The sequence below is a fragment of the Methanobrevibacter sp. UBA212 genome (assembly GCF_905233225.1).
GTDB lineage: Archaea > Methanobacteriota > Methanobacteria > Methanobacteriales > Methanobacteriaceae > Methanocatella.
The window spans coordinates 84,152-110,653 of sequence record NZ_CAJODJ010000006.1; the positions used below are offsets into that span (position 1 = coordinate 84,152).

The 26,502-nt window shown below is 39.3% G+C and carries 25 protein-coding genes; 4 read left to right on the forward strand and 21 right to left on the reverse strand.

Annotated elements, in window-relative coordinates:
* Positions 1-116 precede the first annotated feature (116 nt).
* A complete protein-coding gene (locus tag QZ138_RS02005; RefSeq protein WP_292885599.1) occupies positions 117-488 on the reverse strand; it encodes a helix-turn-helix domain-containing protein in 372 nt (123 codons plus the stop codon).
* A 494-nt stretch (positions 489-982) separates the two neighbouring features.
* Between QZ138_RS02005 and QZ138_RS02010 the strand changes: the two genes are divergently transcribed.
* Positions 983-1,828: a pyridoxamine kinase gene (locus tag QZ138_RS02010; protein WP_292885602.1), complete on the forward strand. Its 846-nt coding sequence runs from the start codon at positions 983-985 to the stop codon at positions 1,826-1,828.
* A 6-nt stretch (positions 1,829-1,834) separates the two neighbouring features.
* Here the strand turns inward: QZ138_RS02010 and QZ138_RS02015 are convergent, their stop codons facing one another.
* Positions 1,835-2,185: an arsenate reductase family protein gene (locus QZ138_RS02015; protein ID WP_292885605.1), complete on the reverse strand. Its 351-nt coding sequence runs from the start codon at positions 2,183-2,185 to the stop codon at positions 1,835-1,837.
* Between the two features lie 21 nt (positions 2,186-2,206).
* A complete protein-coding gene (locus QZ138_RS02020; RefSeq protein ID WP_292885608.1) occupies positions 2,207-2,851 on the reverse strand; it encodes an HAD family hydrolase in 645 nt (214 codons plus the stop codon).
* A 56-nt stretch (positions 2,852-2,907) separates the two neighbouring features.
* On the opposite strand from QZ138_RS02020, the gene QZ138_RS02025 reads away from it, so the two are divergent.
* Positions 2,908-3,612: an alpha/beta hydrolase gene (locus QZ138_RS02025; protein WP_292885611.1), complete on the forward strand. Its 705-nt coding sequence runs from the start codon at positions 2,908-2,910 to the stop codon at positions 3,610-3,612.
* Here QZ138_RS02025 and QZ138_RS02030 read toward each other — a convergent pair.
* From QZ138_RS02030 to QZ138_RS02080, 11 genes are all read right to left on the reverse strand, one after another.
* Positions 3,604-4,125, reverse strand: coding sequence for a YgjV family protein (locus tag QZ138_RS02030; protein WP_292885614.1), 522 nt, complete (start codon positions 4,123-4,125; stop codon positions 3,604-3,606). The genes QZ138_RS02025 and QZ138_RS02030 overlap by 9 nt on opposite strands.
* A gap of 1 nt (position 4,126) precedes the next feature.
* Positions 4,127-4,609, reverse strand: coding sequence for a methylated-DNA--[protein]-cysteine S-methyltransferase (locus QZ138_RS02035; RefSeq protein WP_292885617.1), 483 nt, complete (start codon positions 4,607-4,609; stop codon positions 4,127-4,129).
* Between the two features lie 2 nt (positions 4,610-4,611).
* A complete protein-coding gene (gene cfbC, locus QZ138_RS02040; protein ID WP_292885620.1) occupies positions 4,612-5,406 on the reverse strand; it encodes a Ni-sirohydrochlorin a,c-diamide reductive cyclase ATP-dependent reductase subunit in 795 nt (264 codons plus the stop codon).
* Positions 5,399-6,646, reverse strand: a complete 1,248-nt coding sequence (locus tag QZ138_RS02045; RefSeq protein ID WP_292885623.1) for a peptidase U32 family protein — start codon at positions 6,644-6,646, stop codon at positions 5,399-5,401. Before QZ138_RS02045 ends, cfbC begins: the two co-directional genes overlap by 8 nt.
* A gap of 6 nt (positions 6,647-6,652) precedes the next feature.
* Positions 6,653-8,074 (reverse strand): amidophosphoribosyltransferase, encoded by a 1,422-nt coding sequence (gene purF / locus QZ138_RS02050; RefSeq protein ID WP_292885626.1) that lies wholly within the window; start codon positions 8,072-8,074, stop codon positions 6,653-6,655.
* Between the two features lie 65 nt (positions 8,075-8,139).
* On the reverse strand, positions 8,140-9,033 hold the full coding sequence (locus QZ138_RS02055) for a hypothetical protein (protein WP_292885629.1): 894 nt from the start codon (positions 9,031-9,033) through the stop codon (positions 8,140-8,142).
* Positions 9,034-9,038: 5 nt separating this feature from the next.
* Positions 9,039-10,010 (reverse strand): UDP-glucose 4-epimerase GalE, encoded by a 972-nt coding sequence (galE, locus tag QZ138_RS02060; RefSeq protein ID WP_292885632.1) that lies wholly within the window; start codon positions 10,008-10,010, stop codon positions 9,039-9,041.
* Positions 10,011-10,020: 10 nt separating this feature from the next.
* Positions 10,021-11,199: an NAD(P)/FAD-dependent oxidoreductase gene (locus QZ138_RS02065; protein ID WP_292885635.1), complete on the reverse strand. Its 1,179-nt coding sequence runs from the start codon at positions 11,197-11,199 to the stop codon at positions 10,021-10,023.
* A gap of 4 nt (positions 11,200-11,203) precedes the next feature.
* Positions 11,204-11,371: a 4Fe-4S binding protein gene (locus QZ138_RS02070; protein ID WP_292885638.1), complete on the reverse strand. Its 168-nt coding sequence runs from the start codon at positions 11,369-11,371 to the stop codon at positions 11,204-11,206.
* A 122-nt stretch (positions 11,372-11,493) separates the two neighbouring features.
* Positions 11,494-11,919: a universal stress protein gene (locus tag QZ138_RS02075; RefSeq protein ID WP_292885641.1), complete on the reverse strand. Its 426-nt coding sequence runs from the start codon at positions 11,917-11,919 to the stop codon at positions 11,494-11,496.
* A 3-nt stretch (positions 11,920-11,922) separates the two neighbouring features.
* A complete protein-coding gene (locus QZ138_RS02080; RefSeq protein WP_292885644.1) occupies positions 11,923-13,626 on the reverse strand; it encodes an ATP-binding cassette domain-containing protein in 1,704 nt (567 codons plus the stop codon).
* Between the two features lie 84 nt (positions 13,627-13,710).
* Here QZ138_RS02080 and QZ138_RS02085 point away from each other — a divergent pair, with 84 nt between their 5' ends.
* Positions 13,711-14,010: a hypothetical protein gene (locus tag QZ138_RS02085; protein WP_292885798.1), complete on the forward strand. Its 300-nt coding sequence runs from the start codon at positions 13,711-13,713 to the stop codon at positions 14,008-14,010.
* Here QZ138_RS02085 and QZ138_RS02090 read toward each other — a convergent pair.
* From QZ138_RS02090 to QZ138_RS02115, 6 genes are all read right to left on the reverse strand, one after another.
* A complete protein-coding gene (locus QZ138_RS02090) occupies positions 14,004-14,417 on the reverse strand; it encodes a hypothetical protein (RefSeq protein WP_292885646.1) in 414 nt (137 codons plus the stop codon). The genes QZ138_RS02085 and QZ138_RS02090 overlap by 7 nt on opposite strands.
* Before the next feature lie 230 nt (positions 14,418-14,647).
* The gene (uvrC, locus tag QZ138_RS02095; protein WP_292885649.1) at positions 14,648-16,399 is read right to left on the reverse strand and encodes an excinuclease ABC subunit UvrC; all 1,752 of its coding nucleotides are present in this window, start codon (positions 16,397-16,399) and stop codon (positions 14,648-14,650) included.
* An 8-nt stretch (positions 16,400-16,407) separates the two neighbouring features.
* Positions 16,408-18,138 carry a DUF3320 domain-containing protein gene (locus QZ138_RS02100; protein WP_292885652.1) on the reverse strand — a complete coding sequence of 577 codons (1,731 nt, stop codon included), beginning with the start codon at positions 18,136-18,138 and terminating at the stop codon, positions 16,408-16,410.
* 26 nt (positions 18,139-18,164) lie between these two features.
* Positions 18,165-23,594, reverse strand: a complete 5,430-nt coding sequence (locus QZ138_RS02105; protein WP_292885655.1) for a DUF4011 domain-containing protein — start codon at positions 23,592-23,594, stop codon at positions 18,165-18,167.
* 161 nt (positions 23,595-23,755) lie between these two features.
* The gene (locus QZ138_RS02110; protein ID WP_292885658.1) at positions 23,756-24,577 is read right to left on the reverse strand and encodes a PfkB family carbohydrate kinase; all 822 of its coding nucleotides are present in this window, start codon (positions 24,575-24,577) and stop codon (positions 23,756-23,758) included.
* A gap of 15 nt (positions 24,578-24,592) precedes the next feature.
* Positions 24,593-25,441 (reverse strand): cation diffusion facilitator family transporter, encoded by an 849-nt coding sequence (locus QZ138_RS02115; protein ID WP_292885661.1) that lies wholly within the window; start codon positions 25,439-25,441, stop codon positions 24,593-24,595.
* A gap of 110 nt (positions 25,442-25,551) precedes the next feature.
* Between QZ138_RS02115 and QZ138_RS02120 the strand changes: the two genes are divergently transcribed.
* The gene (locus QZ138_RS02120; RefSeq protein WP_292885664.1) at positions 25,552-25,731 is read left to right on the forward strand and encodes a hypothetical protein; all 180 of its coding nucleotides are present in this window, start codon (positions 25,552-25,554) and stop codon (positions 25,729-25,731) included.
* Here QZ138_RS02120 and QZ138_RS02125 read toward each other — a convergent pair.
* A complete protein-coding gene (locus QZ138_RS02125) occupies positions 25,723-26,412 on the reverse strand; it encodes a HisA/HisF family protein (RefSeq protein WP_292885667.1) in 690 nt (229 codons plus the stop codon). The two genes, QZ138_RS02120 and QZ138_RS02125, sit on opposite strands and share 9 nt — an antisense overlap.
* Positions 26,413-26,502 lie beyond the last annotated feature (90 nt).

A 26,502-nucleotide genomic window follows, 5' to 3' on the forward strand; every position in this document is an offset into this window, starting at 1 on the left:
TTTGTCCCCTAAAATATTTTATTCAATACTAATTAAGATTCTTTTGTATATTAAAGTTAATGAAAAAAAGTGATTTTTTAGGGTCCACACCGAAACCCCAATATTAATTTTTCAACCTACAACAGGTTTTCCTGAAAACTTGTTTTAAGGTCATTCCTGATTCTGTCAGAGTAGTTTTCGCTGTCAACGGTCACCATGGCAATTTCATATATCACCTTGTTGAGTGATCTGCCCTTTTCTGTCAAAATGTATTTGACGTTCTTCTTGTCGCACTTGTCGACAATCTTCTGGATGAGACCGTTGTTTTCCATGTCTTTCAAGCAGCGGCTCAGGACCTTGTTTGAAAGATCAGGCTTGTCTTCCTTGAATTCATTAAAACGAGATTTACCGAAAAATAAATCTCTCATTATCTGAATTACCCATTTTTTGTTAATCAATTTTACAACCAATTCTATAGGACAAGATTTTACATGTTTAGTGATGTTCATGATAGTACCTCCAAAAAATCAGTCGGCTATATTGACTTGTTTTTGAAGTATATAAAGTTTTCGGTTATGGTGACCAATCGGTTACCAAAAGCATTTAAGTACCATTGACCTATAATTGAGTGAAAGTGCAGTAATGCACTTTCGAAGAGATGGTGAATCCAAAAGATTGCAAATGAACATGGTCGCCCATTTTCCTCTAAATATAACACGCATACATATTCAATGACCATGGGATTTTGAAAGAGTTTTTTGACAAGTCATTGCGATATCAGCCGAAACAGTTAATTCCCTTTAAAAAAGTTGAATCAAAAAATTCTAACCCATCTCTATTCCTTTTTTAATTTTATGAAAAAATTTATATACTTATAATAACAATTGTTATATAGTTAATTTGAATTCTCAATTGCATTGAAAAATGAGTATTAAGGCAACAAGATATAAATATTTTTCCAAGCAATATACAAATTAACTTATTATATTTTAGAGTTGAAAGAATGAACGACACAACAAAAATATTAACAATCCAGGATATATCCTGTTACGGACAGTGCTCAATAACCGTTGCACTGCCTGTAATATCTGCATTTGGAATAGAGACTGCAATATTGCCTTCCGCTGTTTTATCCACACACACATCAGGATTTACAGACTTTACCGTAAGGGATTTGACAGAAGATCTTCCGGCCATCCAAAAGCACTGGGAAAAGGAAGGGATATATTTCGATGCGATATATACCGGATTCATAGCTTCAATAGAACAACTAGACTACATCAAAGACATTATTGACTCTAGACTGAAACCCGATGGACTCGTATTTGTTGACCCTGCAATGGCAGACCAGGGAGAATTCTACAACGGATTCGACCAGGAATTTGCAGACAGAATGGGGGAACTCTGTAAACTGGGTGATTTTATCCTTCCAAACACAACGGAAGCATGTTATATCCTGCATAGACCATGGAAGGAAGAATTCACAAATGATGAAATGGTGGAAATGGCAAACGAGCTTGCCGAGTTTACAAAAAAATACGTTATCCTGAAAGGAGATACCCACAAGGAAAATAAGATGGGAATGATTGTCCTGGACAAAAGCGAATCCTCACTTGAAATGGTATACAACGACAGAGTCGACTACGTATCCCACGGAACAGGGGACGTCTTTGCATCATCATTTGTAGGCTCAACCATGGTCGGCAAAAGCCCTACATCAGCAGCTAAGATTGCGGGGGAACTCACCAAAAAGGCAATAGAAGAAACAATTGATGATCCAACCCACACCTATGGAGTCAGATTTGAAAGGGTAATCAAGGACATCCAGGAATTATTGAATACATATTAAGAGAAATTACAATAATTTCTCTTCCCATTCCTTTACCTTAAAGCCGACCAGAGCGACATCATCACCGACCAGAACAGGCCTTTTTACAAGCATGCCATCAGTTGCCAGAAGATCCAGCTGCTCATCTTCAGACATGTCAGGTAATTTGTCTTTCAGTTTAAGCTCACGGTATTTCATGCCGCTTGTGTTGAAGAATCTTTTGAGAGGCAAATCGGATATTTCCCACCATTTGCGCAATTCATCGGCAGTGGGATTGTCCTCTACGATATGCCTTGATTCATATTCAATATTTTGTTCGTCCAGCCATTTTTTTGCTTTTCTGCAAGTTGAACATTTGGGATAGTTTACAAATAACATGATTAATAGTTTGATTTTGAATTAAAAATACTTTGGTATCTCGCACATGTCATCAACAGATTCAAGAATATACTCGTTCTGCCAGTCCTTTTCATTGCCGTAACCCCACTTGACGATTATACAATCGATTCCTGCATTTTCTGCAGTTGCAATGTCAGTTGTTGAATCGCCAATGTAGACTGCATCTTCAGGCAGAACTTTCGCCTTTTTTATGATTTTTTGAACGCCGCACGGATGAGGCTTTGATGGGTCAACGAGATTATGCCCTTCAACCATGACAAAATCAATGTCGCTGAAGAATCTGCTGACAAAATGCTCCAGGGAATCGGACAGCCTATTTGAATTGATGGCCAATATCACACCGTCATCCTGCAGTTTCCTCAAAAGGCCGTGGGCTTTCGGAAAGGGAACAGTCAATTCCTTATCAGATGAATAGTATAAATCAAGATATGTCCTTTTAACCTCTTCAACATTTTGAGGAGTGTTGTTGTCCTTTAAAACAAGCGCAACAATCTCACCAATGTTTCCTCCCAGACAGGGAATGAACTCCTCACGGGTCAACGGCGGAAAGTCATGAATCGCCAGTGCCTTATTAAAGCAGATGAGAACATCATGAATCGAATCGAAGAGGGTACCGTCAAAATCAAAAATCGCAAGTCTTTTCATGAGATTAATTCTGTCGGAAGTTTGATTTAAATATTATTTTAGAAAAAATATATTACATGAACAAAAAAGTCAAAATCGCAGTTGTCGTGATTGCTGTATTGGCTGTCGCATATTCAGCATACTATTTAACAGACTACATGCATGCCGAACCAACCGCAACAAGCTATCTGAACGGAACTGATGGCATTAATGTCACCAAAGTCGATAACGGATTATTCATTAACGGACCTGGAAACGACACAGCGGTGATATTCTATCCTGGAGCCAAAGTAGAATACACTTCATATCTTCCCATGTTTTGCAGCCTATCATCAAAGGGCGTTGACTGTTATCTCGTTGAGATGCCCTTCAATATTGCATTTTTGGGTGAAAATGAAGCCGGCAAAATCATCGATACAACAAACTACTCAAGATACATCCTGTGCGGACATTCCCTTGGAGGAGTGGTGGCATCATCCTATATGGCACATTCAGGAAAAGGTGACGGACTTATAATGCTGGCGGGATATTCAACCGAAAACATTACAAAGCCTACACTGTCAATATACGGATCAAACGACGGGAATCTGAACAGAAAATCATATGATGAAGCAAAGCCCCATATGAGCAATATGACCGAATATGTCATTGACGGCGGAAATCATGCCCAATTCGGATACTACGGAAAGCAGCCCGGAGACAATTCGGCAAGCATCACACCTGAAAATCAGCAAAACCAGACTGTGACAAAAATCCTAGAATTCATCAGCAGATTAGGCTGACCTGGATTCGGATGAAATTAATCGGGCAAGAGACACCAGTCCTACAAGAGCGGTAAAGCTTTCAATGGAAGCTGAGGAAATGTCCCAAATCGCAATGAAATATACCACATAAATGGCACTGTTTACAATGAAGCTGATCTTAATCGGCTTTATTGTCTTTAGATAGTAGTTGCACAGAGAAAGCTGTATTATCGCAATGATTGGCAATATTCCAACAAGACCCATAGTATTTACCAGAAGGCCCAAAACCACTGAAACCACAATGAAAAACATTGTCCAGCTGAATGTCAGCCTGTCAAAGTAGACCATTGCATTTCTTGAAGCCGCAATGGCCATAGTAACAACACCAGTCCATGAAAAGAAGAAAACTGAAGATATAATTAGGATAAAAGCATTAAAGAACTGATATTTATATGCCTGCTTTTCATCATTGACCCACATGCTTAAAATGATGAAAACGCCTGCAATCAACGAAATGACATTACCGATAACTATGTTTAAAGGCAAATCCATATTATCTTTCCGAAATTATTTTTTCCAGTTTCAACAATTCTATTTTTCTCTCGATTCCACCGGCATAGCCTGTCAGTTTTCCGCCTGCACCCAATACCCTGTGGCAGGGAATGAGAATTGAAATCGGATTGTGCCCTACAGCACCTCCGACTGCCTGTGCTGACATAGTATCTGAAATTCTTGAAGCGATTTCACCGTATGTCAAGGTTTCGCCATATGGAATTTCACATAATATCCTCCAAACCTTAAGTCTGAAATCGCTGCCTTCAGGTTTTAGCTTAAAATCAATTTCAGGATTCATGCCATTGAAATAATCATCAAGCCATCGCCTGACCTTTTTAAAAATAGCCAAATCATCTTTTTTTATAAAATCATCCGATGACGGAAAATGCTTCTGGCCTGAAAACCAAAGCCCACAGACAGCTTCGCCGTCGCTTGCAATCAGCATCTCACCGAGGGGTGATGAATAATTGGTCGAGTACATCTTTACAAGTATGACTTGAAGAACTCCTCAAATTCCTCATCATCCATAGGCTCCAATGTGGAGACATTTTTATTCTTCATTATGCTTGAAGCAAGAGTCATGTATTCTTGTGCTTCGGCACTTTCAGGGTATTTTTCTACAACGGTTTTTGCATCTAATTCAGCATCCTGAATCAAATTACTTCTATGAATTGTGCCAACTACATGTGTTCCTATCTTTTTTGCAAAGTCATTGACAATCTGCTCCTCATTGTCAACATTCCTGCAGTTGCAGACTATTCCGCTCAAGTTACCCTTAAGCTTTTTGACTCCACGGACAATATTGTTTGCCGCATAAAGTGACATATACTCACCGGAAGTTACAATAACAACCTCATCAGCATACTTTTCACGCAAAGGCACTGAAAATCCTCCGCAAACAACATCCCCCAATACGTCATACACTACAACGTCCAACTCGTCATTGAAAATGTCAAGCTGCTCGAGCCTTTTCATTGCCACAATAACGCCCCTTCCGGCACAGCCAACCCCAGGTTCTGGACCTCCGCTTTCAACGCATTGAATGCCCTTGAAACCTGTGAAAACCAAATCATCCTTTTCAGGTTTCCGGTTATCCTTCAAAGTGTGAACGACAGTCGGAATTCTGGAACCGTATAAAGTACGTGTGGTGTCTGCCTTTGGATCGCAACCTATTACAAGACAGTTTAAACCTTCACTAGCCCATACAGCAGACAGATTGGCCACTGTAGTACTTTTTCCTATTCCACCTTTTCCATAAATTGCAATCTTTTTAGTCATCAATATCTCTCTCAACTAGTTTATAAACAAAATCATTTTCCCTAACTTTTTCAGGCATCGCTATTGCAACATTGCAGCCTTTTTCAACTGAATCAACTGATTTGCCTCCAATCTGCATGGAATCAATCGTGTGAGTGATTGATCCTGTTGTCTTGCCCTGTATGATGATCCTGTCGCCGACAGACAAATCATCCCATATCCTTAATTCAGCCGCCTTTACCTTATTGTAATAGTTGACAACCTGCCCGATGTCTTTTTTAATGTATTTTGACTGGTTATCCTCGCTTTTCTCAAAAGGAGTGTTGAAGTAAAAGTTTGTGTCAAAGCCACGGTTGAACACACTTGTCAGCTCATCCATCCATTCGTCCTTAACATTATAGTCTGACGGGTCTTTTTCGTAATCGTCAATGGCCTGCCTGTAGATTCCGGTTACCATTGCACCATAATCAGGACTTCTCGCCCTTCCTTCAATCTTGAATGATGCAACGCCGCTTTCCATCAGCTCAGGAATGTATTCAATCATGCACATGTCTTTCGGTGAAAAGAAATTGGTCCTGTAGCTTCCGTCATCACTTCCGGTAATGATGAATCTCTCATCCTCAACGTCCGAGAAGTTGATGACATTGTCCTCACCTTCCTCATATGTCAGTGTCCAGTTCTTGCGGCAGGGCTGCAGGCAGTCCCCGCAGTTGGCGCTTCGGCCATACAAACCGTAACTCAAAAAGCATCTGCCTGAAATTGCCATGCATATTGCGCCATGAACAAAGATTTCAGTCTCGATAGGTGATTTTCGGGTGATTTCTGTAACTTCCCCAAGTGACAGCTCACGTGAAAGGATTGCCCTTTTGGCACCGAGCTTCTTAAGGGTTTTAAGAGTATATGAGTTTGTAACGTTTTCCTGAACGCTGATATGTGCTTCAAGGCCATGGGATATGGTATCCTCAATAAGGCCGATGTCAGATAAAATAAGTCCATCGATTTCCGATGATGCGATTGTCTCCATGTTGGACTCCAATTCGGATGCCAATCGCTCGTTTAAAATGATGTTTGTGCCAAGATATGTTTTGGCACCATACTCCTGGGCAATTCCTGAAACCTCACCCAATTCTTCCAGAGAAAAATTTTTGGCATTGGCTCTCATATTAAAATCGTCAAGACCGAAGTAAACGGCATCAGCGCCATTTTCCAAAACGGCACGTAACGATATGAAATTTCCAGCTGGAGCCAATAGTTCAACCATGAAAATCTAAGGTTTGTAGTAAGTTTCAGCCTCTAACCCTTCAGGAATTTCAGTAGGATAATCTTCATTTATGCAGCCTAAACATAATTTCTCTTCAGGCATTCCAATGGCTTCAACCAAAGCAGGAATGGTAATATAACCTAATGAATCTATGCCAAGCTGCTCTCTGATTTCTTCAGTATTGTAATTGGCTGCAATCAACTCTTTCTTGGTTGCCATTGCCACCCCATAATAACATGGAGAGATTACAGGAGGACATCCTACAAGGAAGTGAATTTCTGCAGGTTCAGCCTCTTTTACAAGGTCCAGCAATTGTTTTGAAGTGGTTCCTCTGACAATACTGTCGTCTATTAAAATAATCTTTTTGCCTTTAATGGCTTCTTTTATAGGATTTAATTTAAGCCTAACAGCCAACTCCCTTTCTTCCTGGGTCGGCATGATAAATGTCCTTCCGACATACCTATTTTTAATTAGTCCTTCACCATAAGGGATTCCGGAAGCTCTTGAATAACCGATAGCTGCCGGGATTGATGAATCAGGCACCGGAATTACAACATCAGCATCAATAGGATATAGCTTATGCAATTGAGCACCTATGTTCATTCTTGTCTTGTAAACATTAATGCCGTCTATTGTACTGTCAGGTCTTGCAAAGTAAACGTATTCAAACATACAATGAGAAAGTTTGCATTTTCCAGCACTTTCCAGCATATGGGAGTTAATTTCATTGTTTTTGAAGTGAATAACTTCCCCAGGCTTAATGTCTCTAACGAATTCGGCATTTATCACATCAAATGCAACTGTTTCGGAAGCCAAAATAAATTTATCCTGTCTTTTTGCAACTGCAAGAGGTTTTATTCCCATAGGATCCCTTACACCATACAATTCACCGTCAATCAGAATAGTTAATGCATAAGAACCTACAAGCTTTTTGCATACTGCATCAATAGCATCCAAAACATCTTTCTTTTTATCATAATGCTCTTTTTTAAGCATGTAACAGATCACTTCAGAATCGGAATCAGACCTGAAATAGAATCCTTCATCCATAAGTTCCTTTTTCAGCTCATCGGAATTGACAATGTCCCCGTTATGAGCCATTGCAATAAAACTATCACCGAAATCAATTACGAAAGGCTGTGAATTTTCAACTTTTGACTGACCGGTGGTAGAATATCTCACATGACCTATAGCCATGTTTCCTTCAAGATTTTGGATTTCCTCATCACTGAATACGCTGGTAATCAAACCCATTCCGTAGTAGTGTTTAAAACCTTTATCCTGATTAAAACTAGCAATTCCTGCTGATTCCTGACCTCTATGCTGTAAAGCATACAAACAATAATAAACTAGTGGTGCAACATCCTTGGAATAGTCCTTACAATGAATTCCAACGATACCGCATTTGTCTTCCATTTCTCCTTGCATATGCAAACTCCCATTAAATAGTATAATTATATTTTTGATAAAACTAGTATAAAATAATTAATGTTTTAGTCCCAGAAGTTTTCGAAATTGTTTGGAATCTCATAATCGTCATTTACTTCAGGAGCTTTGCTTTCATCATTGGAGCCCAATTCTTTTTTTAAATCATCCTCATTATCATCTACAAATATCAATGCAGTTCTGACAATGTTAAGCCATTCAACAGCCTTGTTTCTGGACTCTGCGGCAATATAACCCTGGCCAACAATAACATTGTCTGGCCTGAACCTGTTTGTAGCAATTACAATCCTTTCCTCATCAGACAATTCCTGTCTGAATGTATCCTGCCACAAATCATTCAGACTGAATACCTCCAGGATATCCTTGGAATATATATCGTCATATCGTGATTTGAACGCAGCATAATCTGATTTGAGGTCATTCATATCTTCACGCAATTCATTGTTCTCACGTGTCAGCACTTCCTGCTCTTTGATGAGCTGATTATAATCATCCAACAAGTTATTATAGTTATGAGTTACCTTCATCAGCTTATTTTCCAAAGTATGAATGTTTATTAAATTCAGAGAATAGGAAAGAGTTGACTTTATTATTGAATTGAGGATTTCCTTTTCGGCAAGCTTGAAATCAATAGATTCGTCTTCGATAATAATGTTGTTATAGTCAAACAATCCTATATGGTTAAAATCAGTTTTTAATTCATTGTAAAGAATATTGTAAGTTTCATCATGACCATATCCGCCAATGAGCAAGATATCGGCACCACTGGCCACCTTTTTGACAATGCTAAGTTCAACAGTCGGAATGATGGATGAAACTATTATATTGTAGTCATTTTCAAGCTGGATATTGTTTACCGCTTTCGATACAAGCTGTGCAATATCCAAACCGCCCACAATTATACGAACATCAATTTTAGAGTCATGATTCTGGGTTTCCATGAACATTACCTAATCTCATTGATTTTCTGATGCCACATCCAGGCTGACTCGACAATCTTTTCCAAATCATACTGTGGAGTCCAGCCAAGTTTGTTTTGAATTTTAGAGGAATCCGCTATCAAACGAGCGGGATCGCCCTCACGGCGCTCATCAACCTTAACTTCAAAGTCACGTCCTGTGACCTTCTTGCACATTTCGATAACCTCACGAACAGAAAATCCCTGCCCGTTTCCTAAATTGAACACATTTGATTCTTTTTCACTGCACAAATATTCATATGCCTTGATATGGGCATCAGCAAGGTCGTTTACATGAATGTAATCACGTATGCAGGTTCCGTCAGGAGTGTCGTAATCGTCACCATAGATATAAATGCAGTCACGCTTTCCGATAGCAGCATCCAAAATCAGCGGTATCAGGTGGGTTTCAGGGTCGTGGAATTCTCCAATCTGACCGTCAAAATCACATCCTGATGCATTGAAATATCTTAACGCAACATAGTTGAAGTCGCCTTTTGCAGCTTCCCTTTCAAGCGCCCTTTCAACCAGCCATTTTGAGTGTCCGTAAGGATTGATTGGCTTTAACTCTGAATCTTCAGTTATTGGAACCTTTTTCGGATTTCCATAAACAGCGGCGGTTGAAGAGAAGATAAATTTGTCTACATTATAGTCTCTCATTACCTTAAGGAGATTTATTGTATTTTTATAATTGTTTTTCAAGTATTTTTGAGGCATTTCGACAGATTCCGCTACTGAAATGAATCCTGCAAAGTGAATGACGCCATCGATGTCATATTTTTCAAAAACCTCATTCAAGTCACTACTTCCGATGTCATAGTTTTCAAGGGTTCCCCATTTTACAAAATTCTCATAACCTTTTGACAGGTTGTCCAAAACTACAGTATCATAGCCTGCATTATGTAAGGCCTTATTGGTATGGGAACCAATATAGCCCGCTCCTCCAGTAACCAGAATCAATTTAAACACCTTATATGAATTTACCTAATTTGAGTAAAGCTTTTGGAGATACTTTAATTAATTTTTTAACGATTTCAGTGGTGGAAATCTTTTCGAAGCTTTCGCCCTGGAAAGCGTGAGCGATACTGTCCAACTCTTCATCGGACAAGGTGAGCAAGTACTCTTGTACCTTTTTGTATCTTTTGATTTCGTGGTCGAGTTCCTCATGTGCCATTTTATCATATTGCTTTAGGAATTTTTTAGAGCAGTCTTCCTTGATTGCCTGTGCCGCAACTTGGCCTGCACACATTCCACCTGTCATACCGGAAATGATTCCTCCACCGGTCAATGGGTTAACCTGTCCTGCAGCGTCTCCCACGACCATAATGTTGTCATCATAAAGTTTTTTGGTCATTCCGCCAACAGGGTCTCCTCCCACATTCAGCTCAACAGCCTGAGCGTTTTTAAGGTAAGGTGATTTTGCAACGAAATCATCCAAGTATTCTTTTGCTGTCTTTTCCGCCTTGTGAGGAAGGATTGCCAAACCGACATTTGCGATGTCGTCACCTTTAGGGAAAATCCATACATATCCTCCAGGAGCGCAGGAACCTAAGTAAAATTCAATGACGCCAGGCCTTTCAAATTCAACGTTACACATTTCGTATTGTACACCGGATTCCATTTCCTTAGGTTTTGCAGCAGGTCTGAGTCCCGCCCATCTTGCAACGTGACCTTCAGGACCGTCAGCGGCAATCAATATTTTACATTTGTAATCAATCTTTTCGCCCATGCATTCTGTTTTGACAATGTAACCGTTGTCGATTTTTTCAATTCCGGTCACCAATGTTTTGATTTTGATTTCAGCACCTGCTCTTGCTGCATCCATTGCCATGTGCTTATCGAACACTTTTCTTTCAAGAATGTAGCCTGCTTCAGGTAACTTAACCTCATCCTTTGTCAACCATACGTCAGTTGCATCAGGAGTCTGGATTCTTACACCCTGGATTTCCTGGGTTACCCATCTTGGGGAAGGTTCAATACCTAATTTTTCAAGCCCTTGGATTGAAACCCCTTCAGCACATCTTTTTGGAGATCCAATTTCAGATTTCTTATCCATTAAAATTACTTTTGCTCCACCTAATGCAGCGTGTTTTGCTGCGCTTGAACCTGCAGGTCCGGAACCTACTACAATTACATCAGTTTCGATCATGTTATCATTCCTCTCTTTCTAATGCATCAACAGGGCATGCATCAATACATATTGAACATTCCTTACATTCATCTTCATTAAATACCAAACTGTATTCTCTTACTTGAATCAAGTTTCTTGGACATACTCCGGCACATTCGCCGCAGAATGAGCACCAATCTTTTACAATCATAAAAATATCTCCTTTAATATAAACAATTTATGTTATAAATAATTAGATTTTCATAATATTTAAAAGTATAGTAAAAAATAGCGAATAAATAGATAATTAAAAAGAAAAAAAGTTTTAAATTATTATTTGACTAATAACACCGGAACATTTGAGGTTCTCAAGAGCCTTTCTGAAACTGAACCTATTTGAGTGTCGCTTACGCTGTTATCCTCAAAGGATACGAATCTGTTGTTGTTGGCTCCATGCGCATGGATGACAACCAAATCTGCACGTGTCTGGTCAACAATGAATCTCATGTCCCTTAACGGGTCGGCAGTAAGCAAATGCTCAACCACTTCAACATCAGCCTCAGATGCCTTTTCGGTTACCTTTGCCAGAATCTCATCTCCGGAATCTTCCTCAAAATCATAGCTGTTTAAGGAGAATTCCTCAAGAACATGCACCGCTGCAATTTTGGAATTGAATTTTTGGGCTATCTCAATGGCTACATCGGCTGCCTTGTATCCATAGTCTGATCCGTCAACAGGAACTGCAATAACGTCAAACATTGCCTAATCCCCTTTCAGATAATCAGCATGACAGAAATCAATGAAATTGTCCACTATCTCATCGATGTTTTCACTATCATCAATGATTTTTCCGTCATCCATGAATAATGCCCTGTTGGACAGTTCCTTAATGAAGTCTGTGTTGTGGGAAACCATTACGATAGTAATTCCGTAATCCTTGGATATTGTTTTAAGGGCATTGGTCACATCCCTTAAGGTGACAGGGTCCAAATCACCGAACGGCTCATCCAAAAGCAGGAATTTAGGTCTTGAAACCAGTATCATTGCCAGCATTACACGTACCTTTTGACCGCCTGAAAGTTCATAGGATTTTCTGTGCAGGATATCCATGTCCAAATCAAGGCTTTCGAAAATATCGGCCACTGCCTCTTTTGTAGCTGTTTCAGGAAATCTCGGGAACAGGTCATTCAGGATTTCGCCGTCCAAACCCACTTGCCTCAAGCGCTCTTTGGCTTCAGTTTCAGGCAAATCAGTCAACAGATAGAATGAATCCAGGAGTTCCTCACTTAATCCCAATTTTTCAGCCCTTGCCTTTGCCTCGTTAACTATGTCCTGCTTTTTATATCCTAATCTTGTGGACAACTGGCTCAATACAGTTGCATAATGGGTTAGGGCAAATTCCTGGTGCATGAAACCCAATTTTGAGCGTATCATCATACGGTCATATCCTGGAATATCGATATCTGCCCATCTGTCCTCTACCTTATAGAGCACTTCCCCCTTATCAGGGTCATCCAATCCGCCAAGCATTCTTAAAAGTACGGTTTTACCGGCTCCGCTTGGTCCGATGATGCTTAAAATGTTTTTATCCTGAACCTTGAAGTTGATATCCTCCATCTGAAGAACTTCACCACCGGTCAGGAGGTAGAACCTTTTATAGACATCCTTTACATCAATGAGGTCCTCATCGGTTGATACATTCTGAATGTCCACAATATCATCCATACCCTCCATAAACTTGTCACAGATTTCCTTCGCAGACCCCTCATCGGCAATTTCACCGTCTTCAAGCAGGATTACCCTGTCAGCCAGGTACTTTTGGATATCAGGCAAATGGGATACGATAATTACTGTAATGTTCAGTTCATTGTTAATCTTTTTAACCGCATCCAATATTTCTTGTTTTGTTTTAGGGCATGCCATGGTTGCAGGTTCATCAAGAAGTAAAGCTTTTGGCTGTTTTGCAAGCTGCCTTGCCATTATAAGTCTTTGTTTTTCTCCACCACTTAATACTGATGCATAGTGGTCCTTTTTATGAGTTAATGAAACAAGCTCCAACAGTTCATCTGCTTCCTCACCGAATTCACTTTCAGCGACTTCAAAATTGGTGTCACCCTCATCAAAGTATCTTCTGGCATAGAGTTTACGCAATACATTTTCACGCACAGTGTCCGGCCATATTCCGAAAGACCTCTGAAGGTGAATTGCAGTTTCCTTTTTGAGCTCATTGTAATAAAATTGGGAAGATTCGGAAGTTACCTTTACATTTCCCACTTCAATGCTTCCGTCGTCAATATGTTCAACACCTCTAAGAGCCCTTAAAAGTGTTGTTTTGCCGGAACCGCTTTTTCCCATGATTCCAAGTATTTCGCCTTCTTCGACTTCGAAGCTAACATCCTTTAAAGCCTTGACTTTAGTTCCGTCAGCCAATTCATAATCTTTACTTACATTTTCAACTTTAATCATTATTAATGCCCCTTTATACTTATACAAATATATTTTTGAAACTATTTATATGTTGACAATTTAATATTAAAACAAGTGATAAAAATGGCTAGCGACAATAAAATTCAAGAATATATGGATACCTTAGAACAAGAAAAAATAATGATTGAAACACATTTTGCCAATATGGAAAGGATTCTAAGGGATGAACCCAAATTAGACCAACAAAAGGCATTTGCACTACTGAATAACTACAACACACTAAGTATCCAATACGACCAACTATGCAATGACCTGATTAACTTTATCAAGATATTCAAGGATAAAGATTCCCAGGAAATCAGACTCTACAAAACCGATGAGCTAGTGGAACTTTTAGAGCAAAGAATGAGTCAAATTCAATAATTATAGTTTATTACTACGTTTCCTGTAGCGTTGGAAGACGTATTCTCTGCTACAACCTGATCATCTCTTAAAAGTTGAACCTTAAGTTCACCTTCACCATAATCCTCTTTTTGTGCATTAATGCAAATGCGTTCCCAAGGAGCACAGTCAAGTGTAATAGTTTTTGTACCGTCCCCTTCCTCTTTTACAAGATAGTTCGGATCGCCCATTTCAGCAAACCAGCTACCTTCGTAGGAAATTTTTGCTTTGTAGGGATAAGAAGAAGATTGAAGATGACTTCCGTCATCAGTAATGACGTTTAATGATTCCTGTTCGGTCGGTTGAGTATTATTATAAACAACTGAAAACAATAGATATCCAACAATAATAATTCCCAACACTATAGCAATTTTTTTAGCTATGCCCATGTTCCAACTTTTTTCACGCTTCACCATTTTTATTTTTTTGCCTTGTGAGTCGGAAAGCAGATAGGCACAGTTATCACAATATACGGCAGAGGGCAAATTATCATACCCGCACCGTGGACATTTTACCATATAAATTAACCTTTTTAAATTCTGTTGTAAAAACATTTTAAAAATACTTATATTTAAAGTTAATGGAAAATCAGTATTTTTTACTAAAAAATAATTAGACGTTAGTGATAATAATTATAGACATTTTCAGCGGTTTTTTGATTCATGCCGTCTATTTTAGCTAATTGGTCTACTGAAGCGGTTTTAATATTATCAATGCTTCCAAATTCCTTCAAAAGAGCAACCTTTCTTTTTTTACCCACACCAGCAATATCGTCCAGTGAAGAGGCCGAAATATTCTTGCTGCGCAGTTTCCTATGATAAGTTATTGCAAACCTGTGAGATTCATCCCTTACCTGCTGAAGCAAATACAATGCCTTGTTGTTTTTAGGAATTATTATTGGACGACTTGAATTAGGAGTGAACACCTCTTCAAATTCTTTTGCAAGGCCAATGATAGGAATATGAGTTAAATTCAATTTCTCCAAAACCCCACAAGCCATACCAAGCTGCCCTTTACCTCCATCAATGACTATCAGGTCGGGTTCAGGGTCTCGGTCGACCATTTTCAATCTGCGAGTCAGCAATTCCTCCATCATCGCAAAATCGTTCGGACCGGGAGTTTCCATTTTGAAATGCTTGTACCTTTTTTTGTCGGGTTTGCCGTCCTTGAATGACACTTTTGAGCCGACTGCAAATTTGCCTGAAATGTTACTGATATCATACCCCTCGATTACATGAGGCATCTTTTCAAGTTTTAGGTATTTTTTAAGCTCTATCAGAGCAGATTCCATCTTTTTCTTTTGATGCTTGATGATTTCGGCGTTTTTCTTCGCCATCTTAACGAGCCTTAATTTCACCCCTTTTTGAGGAACCTTGATTTTTACCTTGTTTCCCCTCAAATCACTTAGCCAATCTTCAAGCAGCTCCTTCTCATCAATATCCTCATCCAAAAGGATTTGCTTTGGAACATGCCTATTGTAACCGTAATACTGCTGAATAAAAGAAAACATGATTTCAGATGACGAATCATATTGCGATGCGCTCATCAAAAAGTCATCACGGCCTACAATCTTACCGTTTCTAATCGGCATGATGATTACCACAACCTCATTTTCACCGGGAGCAATTGCAATAACGTCCTGGTCCAGGTCATCATCCACCAAATCAACAAACTGCTTTTCCATGATTTCCTCAATTGATGCAATCTGGTCCCTTATGACTGCCGCCTTTTCAAATTCCTCATTGTCTGCGGCCTCCATCATTTCCTTTTTAAGATTCCTGACGATAGTGGAATATTTCCCCTGGAAAAACAGGTCTATTTTATTGATAATTTCGGAATATTCATCTTTCGAAATCCTGCCGTCACATGGGGCGTTGCACAAATCAATTTGGGCATTGAGGCATGGCCCGTTCATGTTTCGGCAAGTCCTGATTTTAAATAATGACTTTAAAAACTTAACGGTCTGCTTAACAGAGCCCACATCTGTGAAAGGACCGTAATAAATCCCATTTTTTGTGACATTGCGCGTGATGACAAGTCTCGGAAAATCCTCCTCTGTTATCTTGACATATGGATATCGCTTATCATCCTTCAGCTGGACATTATACCTTGGACGATGCTTCTTGATCAATGTGGCCTCTAAAATCAGCGCTTCCTTTTCAGAATTGGTGACGATATATTCTAGACTGTCGAAATGGCTCATCAGTATTTGGGTTTTGGGTCTGTCCAGCTTTTCCCTGAAATAGGATTTGACCCTTTTGATGAGGTTTTTCGCCTTGCCGACGTATATAATTGTGTCGGAAGAATCGCGCATTATATAGACACCGGGCTTATTCGGCAGATTATCGGGAGATTTAAGTTTGGTTGACATAAAAAACACTATTTAAGCTCAACATAATCATTGTCGATTTTAACTCTATTGTTTGCAATCATCAAATCAAGTACTCCGTTTATTCTTGTTGCAGTCTTTTTGGATGTGGACTTGAATCCGAAATTACGTGAGGTTTCCTTGGCAACTTGCTTTGTTGAGATATGAGGATTATAAGTTAATACAAGCTCAATGCTTTTGGATATCTCTTCATCTGAAATCAATTCTATATTAGGCTTGTTTCTTCTTCTGATAAGCACATTATTATTTGACGCATCATATAAAAAGTCCCCAATCCTAATGATATCGCCTGAGTTTTCTGAAGTTTCAATGGCGGCATTGACTGTCTTTTTCAAATTGGCTCCTGCACGTTTGATATGACAGCTGTTCTTGATTCTTTTTGTGACTTCATTTACATGAATAGGGCCTTCAATATCCACAATAAGTTTAACTGAATCTGCAACATCAGATATCGGCTTTTTATACAAATCATCAGATGAGCTAAGGCCTATGTCTGCTGATTCAACATAATCTACGATATTGTCCTCAAGTTTCTTTTTGCCGGGCAGCTTGTGATTGTCGAATGCCTTAAGCTGATTATCCTGCTTGCGCCTTTCCTTTTCGATTTCCTTATAGTCCTCATCAGCGGATTGGATGATGTCCTCCAATGCCTGATCTTTCAGCTCTTCCCTTCTGTGCTGCTGATGAACTGGAACAATGACATTTTCATCGCTTTCAATTTCTTTTTGAAGAGATTCCATTTTCATTTCCCTCTCAATTCTCATCTCTTCTTTTTCTGCAAAAGTCAATTCCTCTTCCCTTTGAATGATTTTATCGGAATCATCATCACTTGGCATATTCAGGTAATCTGCAGGGTCATATTCCTCTGTCCTGTCAACCACAGAAACATAATCGATTTTGGTTGGATTTTCAATTTCCTTCAATGATTTGTTAATGTATTTCATGTCATTTTTAAATCCTATGATGGAATCTTTAACGGACCTAGGCTTTTCATCATCATAATACAAATTGTTTTTTCTCAGTTTGCTTGTAACATCATTGGAACCCTGATAGTAGGTAACTCCATCATCAGATTCCTGATTGTCATCATCTTCGATGGCATCGAAACTTTCACTGTCCTCAACGCTATCCCGATTATCCGCAACAGGAGTTTCTCTTTCAACGTTTGAATCATAAGCGGAGGTTTGTGTGTAATCCTCATCGTCTTCCAAATCAAAGACTTTCTCATCGCCATCAATTTCAATATCATCAAATGTTTCATCAATATAACCGTTTTTGGCATCGTTTACGATGTCTGAAACATCATTGGAATCATCATTATTATTCCAATCAGGCAAATTATCATTGAAAATGTTCAATTCCTCATCATCCTGATTCCAATCATGCAAGTCATCATTCAATGCATTCAAGTCATCATCATTAACAATTTCCGCATCAACTACAAATTCATCCTTTGGAGCAGGTTTATGCAACGGCAACTCATCATCTTCGATGAACTCTCCTTTGACGCGTTTAACTTCCTGAGGTTTCAATTTTGACTCGCCCATAACCACATCAGAGATTCTTGATTTTACGAAAGTGTTTCTATTTAGCCCATGATGGGTCTCGACTGGCTCGTTTGATATTTCATTGTCACTATTCCTCTCATCACTGACTTGAGGCTCATTATCATTGTCGTCATTGCTGTGGTCAACATAAATGTAATCATCATCAGAACCCAAATCAACTTTATCATCAATGGAATCCTCTACAGCTTAACAGGAATATCCTCAGGTTCCTCATAAATCGGCTCATCAACAGGCTCATCATTTACTTCTTTAACGACCTCTTCACGAACAGGCTCATCATTGCTGTGGTCAACATAAATGTAATCATCATCAGAACCCAAATCAACTTTATCATCAATGGAATCCTCTACAGCTTCCGCACGAACAGGCTCATCAACAGGAATATCCTCAGGTTCCTCATAAATAGGTTCATCCCTTACTTTTTTGACAACCTCTTCACGAACAGGCTCATTAACAGGAACATCAGCAGGTCCCTCAATAACCTCTTCACGAACAGGCTCCTCAACAGGAATATCATCAGGTTCCTCAATAACCTCTTCACGAACAGGCTCATCAACAGGTTCCTTTACAGGGATGTCCTCAGATTCTTTAACAGGCTCTTCAACAATGTCCTCAATAGGTTCATCAATCTTTTTATCAAATTTAATGTGAGAATCCTCTTCTTCGCTCACATCATCATTGCTGTGGTCAACATAAATGTAATCATCATCAGAACCCAAATCAACTATATCCTCAGGTTCGGCTTTATCATTATCATCAGGCAAGTCTTGTTCCAATTCTGAATCCTTACCCAAATCTTTTGTGAATTTAAGGCCCGCCAATACTGAAGAGGCACCGCCTTCTTCACCGTCTTTTTCACTGTCTTCCTGCAGATGACTGTGGCCGAATATTGATTTTAGTTTATCTTTAACTGATTTTGGTTTTTCTTTTTCTGAATAATCCTTATCATCTTCCCAGACTTCGGCATTGTCTTTAGGAGAGACACCTTCATCATCTTCCCAGACTTCAGCATCATCATTTTTGTTTGAAGATTCTTCATCTTCTGACTCCCAAATTTCAGCATCATCATTTTTAGGAGTTTCCAAAGAGACATCCTGATCATCTTTATTTGATACAGAGTCGGTTTTAGCAGATTCTTCCGCTTCATCGGCTCCTCCAATAAACTCGGACTCACCAGCATACTCGGAATAATCCTTAACATCACCGGAATCCTCAACCTCAACAAATTCAGATTTGGCTTGTGATGGTGCATCCTCATTCATTGCTTTAGGGGACTTGACCTCTTCTGCATCAACATCTTTAAAGAATTCTTCAGGGTCAAGTTCACCCACATCAATAGGTTTTTCAAGGAAATCTCCATCATCAGCCTTTTCAACTTCAACAAAGTCTGCAGGACCGATATCTTCCGCATTAATTTCATCGTTTTCAGCTTCTTCTTTAGCCTTTCTTTCAGCTTCCTCTTTTTCACGGGCAATGCGCAATTCTTCAGCTTTCTTTTCAGCTTCCAATCTTCTCTTTTCAGCCAATCTTTTTTCTTCTTCGGATTTGCGCTTTTCCTCTTCGCGAGTTTCACGGATGGATTTTTCAACAAATTCCAGGAGTTTTTTACGTCCCAAATCACGGTTCCTGTACCAGTCTGTAGACCATAAATGGTATAATTTCCATCCAAGTCCTGTCAATACCTGTTCACGGAGTCTGTCCCTGTCACGTGCCACTTTGCTTGAGGCATACATTTTTCCGTCAGTTGTAATACCCAGTATGTATTTTCCTGGATTTTCATCATCAACAATAGCCAAATCCACTCTGAAACCTGCACATCCGATGTGCTTGTCAACCATGTAACCGTTTTCCTGCAGAAAGCTTGCAATTGCATCTTCAAACGGTTCTTTTGACAGCTCATCAACGCTATGTGTTCCAAGTGTCAGGTTTTCGGCATATTCCAAGAATTCCTTCAGGGATTTTACACCATACGGAGGATTGGCTGTTAAATTCATGTCATAAGCTTTAAAGTTTGAAAATACCACACATTTCTCTCTTGCACGGGTAATCAATACGTTTAACCTTCGCTCACCACCATCCTGATTCAGCGGACCGAAGTTAAGTGACATCTTGCCGTCCTGGTCAAAACCGTACCCTACACTGATTAGGATAACATCCCTTTCGTCTCCCTGAATGGTTTCAAGGTTCTTGACAAAGAAGCGCTCTTCCTTGTTATCTGAGAATAACGGTTCATATTCGGGATGTTCCTTACGCCTTACCTCCAGTTCCTCGAGGATTGCGTTTTTCTGTGCAACGGAAAATGTTCCGACACCCAAACTTTTTGTATCTCCGTACTTTTCGAAATGATTGAATATCTCATCGACAACATCCTTTGCTTCCAGTGGATTTTTGGATGAAGCCCCTCTAAGATATTGAGTGTTCGGATTATAATGGAATTTCAAACCAAGTTCAGGGTCTGAATGTGAAGGTGAAGGATAAACCAGCAGGTCATCGTCGTAAAATTCCCTGTTTGATACTGTAATCAGTGATTCATGGCGTGAACGGTAATGCCATTTCAGCATTTTTACAGGGAATGATAATTTACATAAATGCAATATGCTTTCCATATCCAGTGATGTCGCTTCCTCTTCATCGCTGTCGGCATCTGACATCTGGTCAAAGAAAGATGTAGGAGGCAGCTGCTGGGTATCTCCCATAACGACTGCAGTTTTTCCTCTCATGAATGCTCCCAATGCATCTTCAGGTTTTACCTGACTTGCCTCATCGAAAATAACGACATCAAACTGCAATTCCTCATTTGTAGGATCCAGATACTGTGCAATTGACAATGGAGACATCATAAAGCATGGCTTGATTTGCTTTATCATTCCGCCTGCCTTTTCCAGAAGTTTTCTTACAGGCATGTGTCCGCTTTTTCTTGTGAATTCCCCGGCCAATATTTTTGCCTGAGGGTTTTCTGTGCCTCCGAAGATTTTCGGAATGTTGCTGTTCAGCTTATGGTAGATTCTTTTACGGTTCAATGTCAAGATCTTTTTATCCAGGTCCTGGAATTCGCGAATACGGTTTTCATGCAATTCCCCAACAAATGTTGCCAATTCCTGGTTTTCGACAAAGAGAATATTCAATAGGGAATCCGCAAAGTTTCCTTCAACCAGCGCCTCGATATCATATTTCTTAATGTTTCTTTTTTCGATTGAATCAACAAACATTTTTGCATTTGATGACTTGAGCGCATTTTTGGTATTCAGGTATTGTGACCATAAATGAAGGCTTGAAAGCTGTCCTCTCCAATTATACAACTGTTCTTTCCATGCCTCAAATGGAACATCGCCTGTTTCCCTTTTAAAGATTAGCTTGCTTCTCGGATTCAGTTTGTCCTTAAGTCTTGAAAGCACCCTTACGAATTCCTCACCGGAATCGATATAATCGGCAAGATCCCTTTCCGGATTGATATCAAACAGATCCTTGCTCATCAAATCAATAGTATTTTGTGAAAATGTCCCTTCACGAACCAATGCGGTGAATTCATTCATCCAGCGGGCAATTGCTTTCAAATCATTAGGATTTGCATTAAGATGCCAATATCCACCGAAATACTTCTGACCTAATGCATTGTTTGCCTCAAGGGTTTTTCTAATGTGGATAACTGCTTTTGCCTGTTGCAAATCCCTGATAATTTCATCAATGCTGTCAGGAACCGGCACCGCATAATACCTCTCGACAAGTTCTATATATTGCTTGTTGCTGAAGAACCTGAACCTTTTGGTTGAGAGATGCTGCAGTTCATAAATCAGCCTGTCAATATCAACCTGGAAAATGCTCTGGTTGAACTTAGTCAGTGCCCCTGCATACCTCTGATATTTTTCAAGTTCCCTAATCAGCAGGAACGCATCATCATTGTTGCTGTCCCATGCGCCTGACTTAAGTATGCTTGCGTCAATAAGCTCGGCATTCTGAGATTTGATTATTTCAAATGCGGACAATGAATTCTGGAATTCGTTTAATGTGTCCGGCTGTTTGATTCCGTAAATGTCATAAACCCTACCGCGCTCCACAAGGAAATTATCCAGGGCATGCAAGGTATCGTTGATAAGCATTTCAATTTCCCTCAAATCCGCCGGCAGAAGGCTTTTCGGTGCGCATTTACTCCACGGATTTTCCTTTGAAATGGTTTGATAAAGCTCCGCCAGGTTTTCAAGGGCGATTTTCATATCATCCAAGTCTTTTAAAGTAACTGTTTCAGGGTTTTCGAACCTTACCAATGGCATCAATGCGTCTTTGCGGGCAAAATGGTCATCAGCAGATTCCTTCATTCCATATAATTGGAACGGGGATAAATTGACTGCAAAAGCAGGCATGTGAATAATCTGAGAATAATCATCTAATTGGCGACGAAGAGTTTCGAGCTTGCGAATTGTCTGGTCGATGTTTAAAGGTTCCTGAGCCCTTACGTTTGTGGCCTTCTGCAGGTCCTTAAGGAATTTCTTGCGTCTTGTCTTGTGGGAATGCAATTCCAGGACAAACTTGCCCAGACCGACACCTGTCAACCTGTCCTTTACAACATCCAGTGCCGCCATCTTTTCCGATACGAATAAAACTGATTTGCCTTCGGCCAGAAGCTCTGCAATCAGGTTCACAATAGTCTGTGACTTACCGGTTCCCGGAGGTCCTTCCACCACAAGATTGCGGCCTGCCTTAACATCCTGAATGGCTGCAATCTGGGACGAATCGGCATCAAGAACCTGATACATGTTTTGATATTCGAGCCTTGAATCGATTTCCTCTTCCCTGAATGATTCCTGATCGTTTTTGGCGGGGTTGAATATTGCCTGAATCAATTCATTTTTAGTCAGATCAACATTGTCTTCCCACGCTTCAGGGTTCAAATCGTTATACATTACAAATTTGGTGAAACTGAAGAATCCCAATGCCACCTCATTGTTGACATCCCATCCGTCCATACGTGAAACGGCACGCTTGACGCTTGCGATATAATGGTCTACGACTTCACCATACCTTTTAAATTCAAAATCGGGAAACTCAATTCCCGCTTCTAGAAGTTTGGCCTTAAGTGATATGTTGGTTTGAATATCCTCACCAGTCCATTCGAGGTTGAATGATTCACCAACCTTTTTCCTCTCCATTGAAACAGGAATCAGCACCAGCGGCGCCTTGTTCTTTTGTCTCGGCTTTGACTTGTCTTTCCACTCCAAAAAGCCGATTGCCAAATACAAAATGTTATAACCCTGCTCCTGGAGCATTGTTTTAGCCTGGTTATTGATGTAATATAATCTTTTCTGAAGCTCCTTTGGAGTCAAATCAGTGGCTAATTTCTTATCTCCCTCTGAAAACTTTGAAAAATCAAATGGAATGTGGTCCCAAACTGAAGATTTATCTTCCTTCTTATCTTTCTTATTGGCCACAAAATACATCTTGTTTTCCTGCAGGACCAATGTCTGATAAAGATTTATAGGAGATTGATTTACTATAGTGATAGTCTTAGCCCTTGATTTAAAATTAAGAAGTTGATTCCTTAAAGTTAAGTCCAATAGCTCCTTACGTAAATTCTTAAATTCCCTTTCGATTATATTTGTTGATTTGTTTAACATGATGACCCTTTAAAAGTGTAAAAAAAATTCAAAAATGCATATATAATTATAATCCTATTAATTAATAAAGTTTTCTAAACAATGAAAATTCAAATGAAAAGTATTAAAAATAAGAAATGATGACCGTTAAAAATAATTTTTATAAATCTAAATAATGTCAATTATTTGTTAAAATTATAAGGCCCAAAATTTTCTATTTTTTCACTGGCAATCCTTGAGGCAAACTTTCCGGCGGTTTCGGGAGATTTAAGCAATAATCTTTGTGAGACATATGCCGCCATGTAAGTATCTCCGCAGCCGGTGGTATCCACAAGATTGACACAGGGAACTGCATCGATTTTAATCTCCGAATCCGAAATTATTCTCGAACCGTGGGAACCGTTAGTTATGACCATCTCACCTACATCATACCCTGTTCCAATCATGTTTTTTTCTGACTCATCTAAAAATATAACATCAACACCTGATAAAATAGATGCCAGCTCATCAAAGTCAGATAATTTTATGGTGAAATTTTCATTTACTTGAACACCAGGAAGTCTCAAAAAACCTTGAATTGACAGGAATATTGGAACGTCAAAACCTTTCAGATATTCAACGGTTTCGGCTGGAAAATCATAACGGTTCAAGGGATTTAAAACAAAACCGTCGATTTGAGAAGGCAATATTTCCTCCAAATCCTCCGGCAATATCGGAATGTTGGCAAAATTGCTCAACTGCACTCTGGTATTCAAATCCTCCCTGGAGGAATATTCATTTATAAAAAAATGGGTGTTTTCCTTCATTATTGCCTTAACCTTATCCTTTGAAGGGAATTCCTCAATCAACTTCTCATCACTACAGTTGACGATAGCCAGATAATCATTGTGAAACTCCTCGAAAACAAAGCTTTGAAAATAGGTCGCTCCACCAATCTTATGAGATTCCTCATCGCCAATAACAACCAAATCATGTGTTACAGGCCCAATAACCACCAAAGTCATAAATTATCCTCAAAATTAATCGAATTCAATAGTAATGTCAACAATATGATATCTTGAAGCAATATCATAAATCTCGTTCTTGATATCCTCTTGCATTTCCCAGTTGCCGATTGAAACCTTAACTGTCAGAACGGAATCGATGCCGTCAAGTGACCAGACATGAAAATCATCGATGGCATTTACGCCTTCGATGGATGTGATTGATGCCTTGAATTCATCAACGTCAAAATTGCTTGGAGTCTTTTGAAGCAAAATCTGAACCGATTTGACCAGGTTGCGGCCAAGATTGAATATCAGCCATAATGCAATACCAATGGAAACAAATGGATCAAGATATGCAGCACCCTCCCAAAACATAAGCACCAGACTTAAAACCAATATTGCGACCCATTCAAATACGTCTCCAAGCTGATGGAACAGAATCGCCTTTTCATTAAATGTCTCTCCTCTGTGAAGCCTGTAAACTGACAGGGATTTGAATATCAAACCTATAACTGCAATAACAAGCATTCCTCCGGCATCAACACCTTCAGGAGCAAACAGCCGAGGAATCGCTTCTGATAAAATCACAAATGCCATCACAATAACAAAAACGGATATTATGACAGCCCCAAGAATTGAAAAACGCTGATAGCCGTAAGAATAGTTTTCAGATGAATCCCTTTGAGCAACATGTTCCAAAAACCATGCCAAAGCGATTGAAATGGTGTCTGACATGTCATGAATGAAATCACTCAATATGGCCATACTGTTTGTAGCAAGTGCCCCTATAACAACAATGACATTAAACGCCAGGTTTAGAAAAAAGACAACCGCTAAATTTTCACCCGCTTTTTTGTGATGGTGATGCCTATCCACTCTCATAGACTAATATTTAAAAAAATTAATATAAAAAGTTTATTTAATTTCAAAACAATTAATTTTAAAGTTAAATTTATATAACTAAAAAGGTAAAATTATAGTAGTGATTTAAAATGGCAATAGTTGGAACTACAATTTTTTCTCATATTCTTCCAGTAGTTTTTGGATTTCTAGCGATAGTGATGATTATCTCCGGATCCCTAGAAGAAAGCAAAACTAAATTAGCTTTAGGAATCGTATTATTCATTATGGCTTGTGCATTCCCATATGTGGTTTTAAGCGTTCTAGTCTAGAATTTTCACATCACCTGAATGAAGACTAGTTCCTATCAATACTTTTTTTATACCCCATGATTCCAGTTCAGCTAAAGAATCCTTATTCAATCCGCCGGCAATTATCAGTTTGTCCTTAAGTTCACCGAATTCATCCAACAGCTTTTTATTGTATCCCTTTTCAGTGCCGACACCTGTGATATCCAGAAGGATGATTTCATTTGGATTTAATTTTATCAAAATCTCTTTTAATTCAGACAATGTCATGTCAAGGTGCTTTGAAAGCAGTTCGCCGTTTTTCGTATCGATGCTGACCACAATTCTTTCCTTCGGATACTTTTCGAATATCTTTTCCATCTCATCAATGCTTTCAAGGGTTTCGGTTGGGACAATCACCTTAAATGCATAGTCAAGGAAAAACTCAAATGACTCGCAATTCTTAACTCCGCCGTCGAACATGACCGGAATAATGGTGTTGACCATTTTCACGTCGTTGATGTTGTGGCCCCGAGATTCTATCAAATCCAAATCGGCGATATACATTTCATCCGCCCCGTTCAGTTTCAAGCCCTGGGCAATTTCAACAGGATTGGATGAGTGTGCAAAGACCGTGTTCAATGGCTGATAGGTATCCCTCATTCCTGATTTGCCGCTTACGGCCTGGTGCTGTTTTAAATCTATTACTGGAATTTTTTTAATCATATTATAAAATTAGAAAAAACTAGTATTAAAAACTTAAGGAGGAGAGAGAAACTGAAGTGTTTTTCAGCCCCTCTCGAGAATAAAAAATAA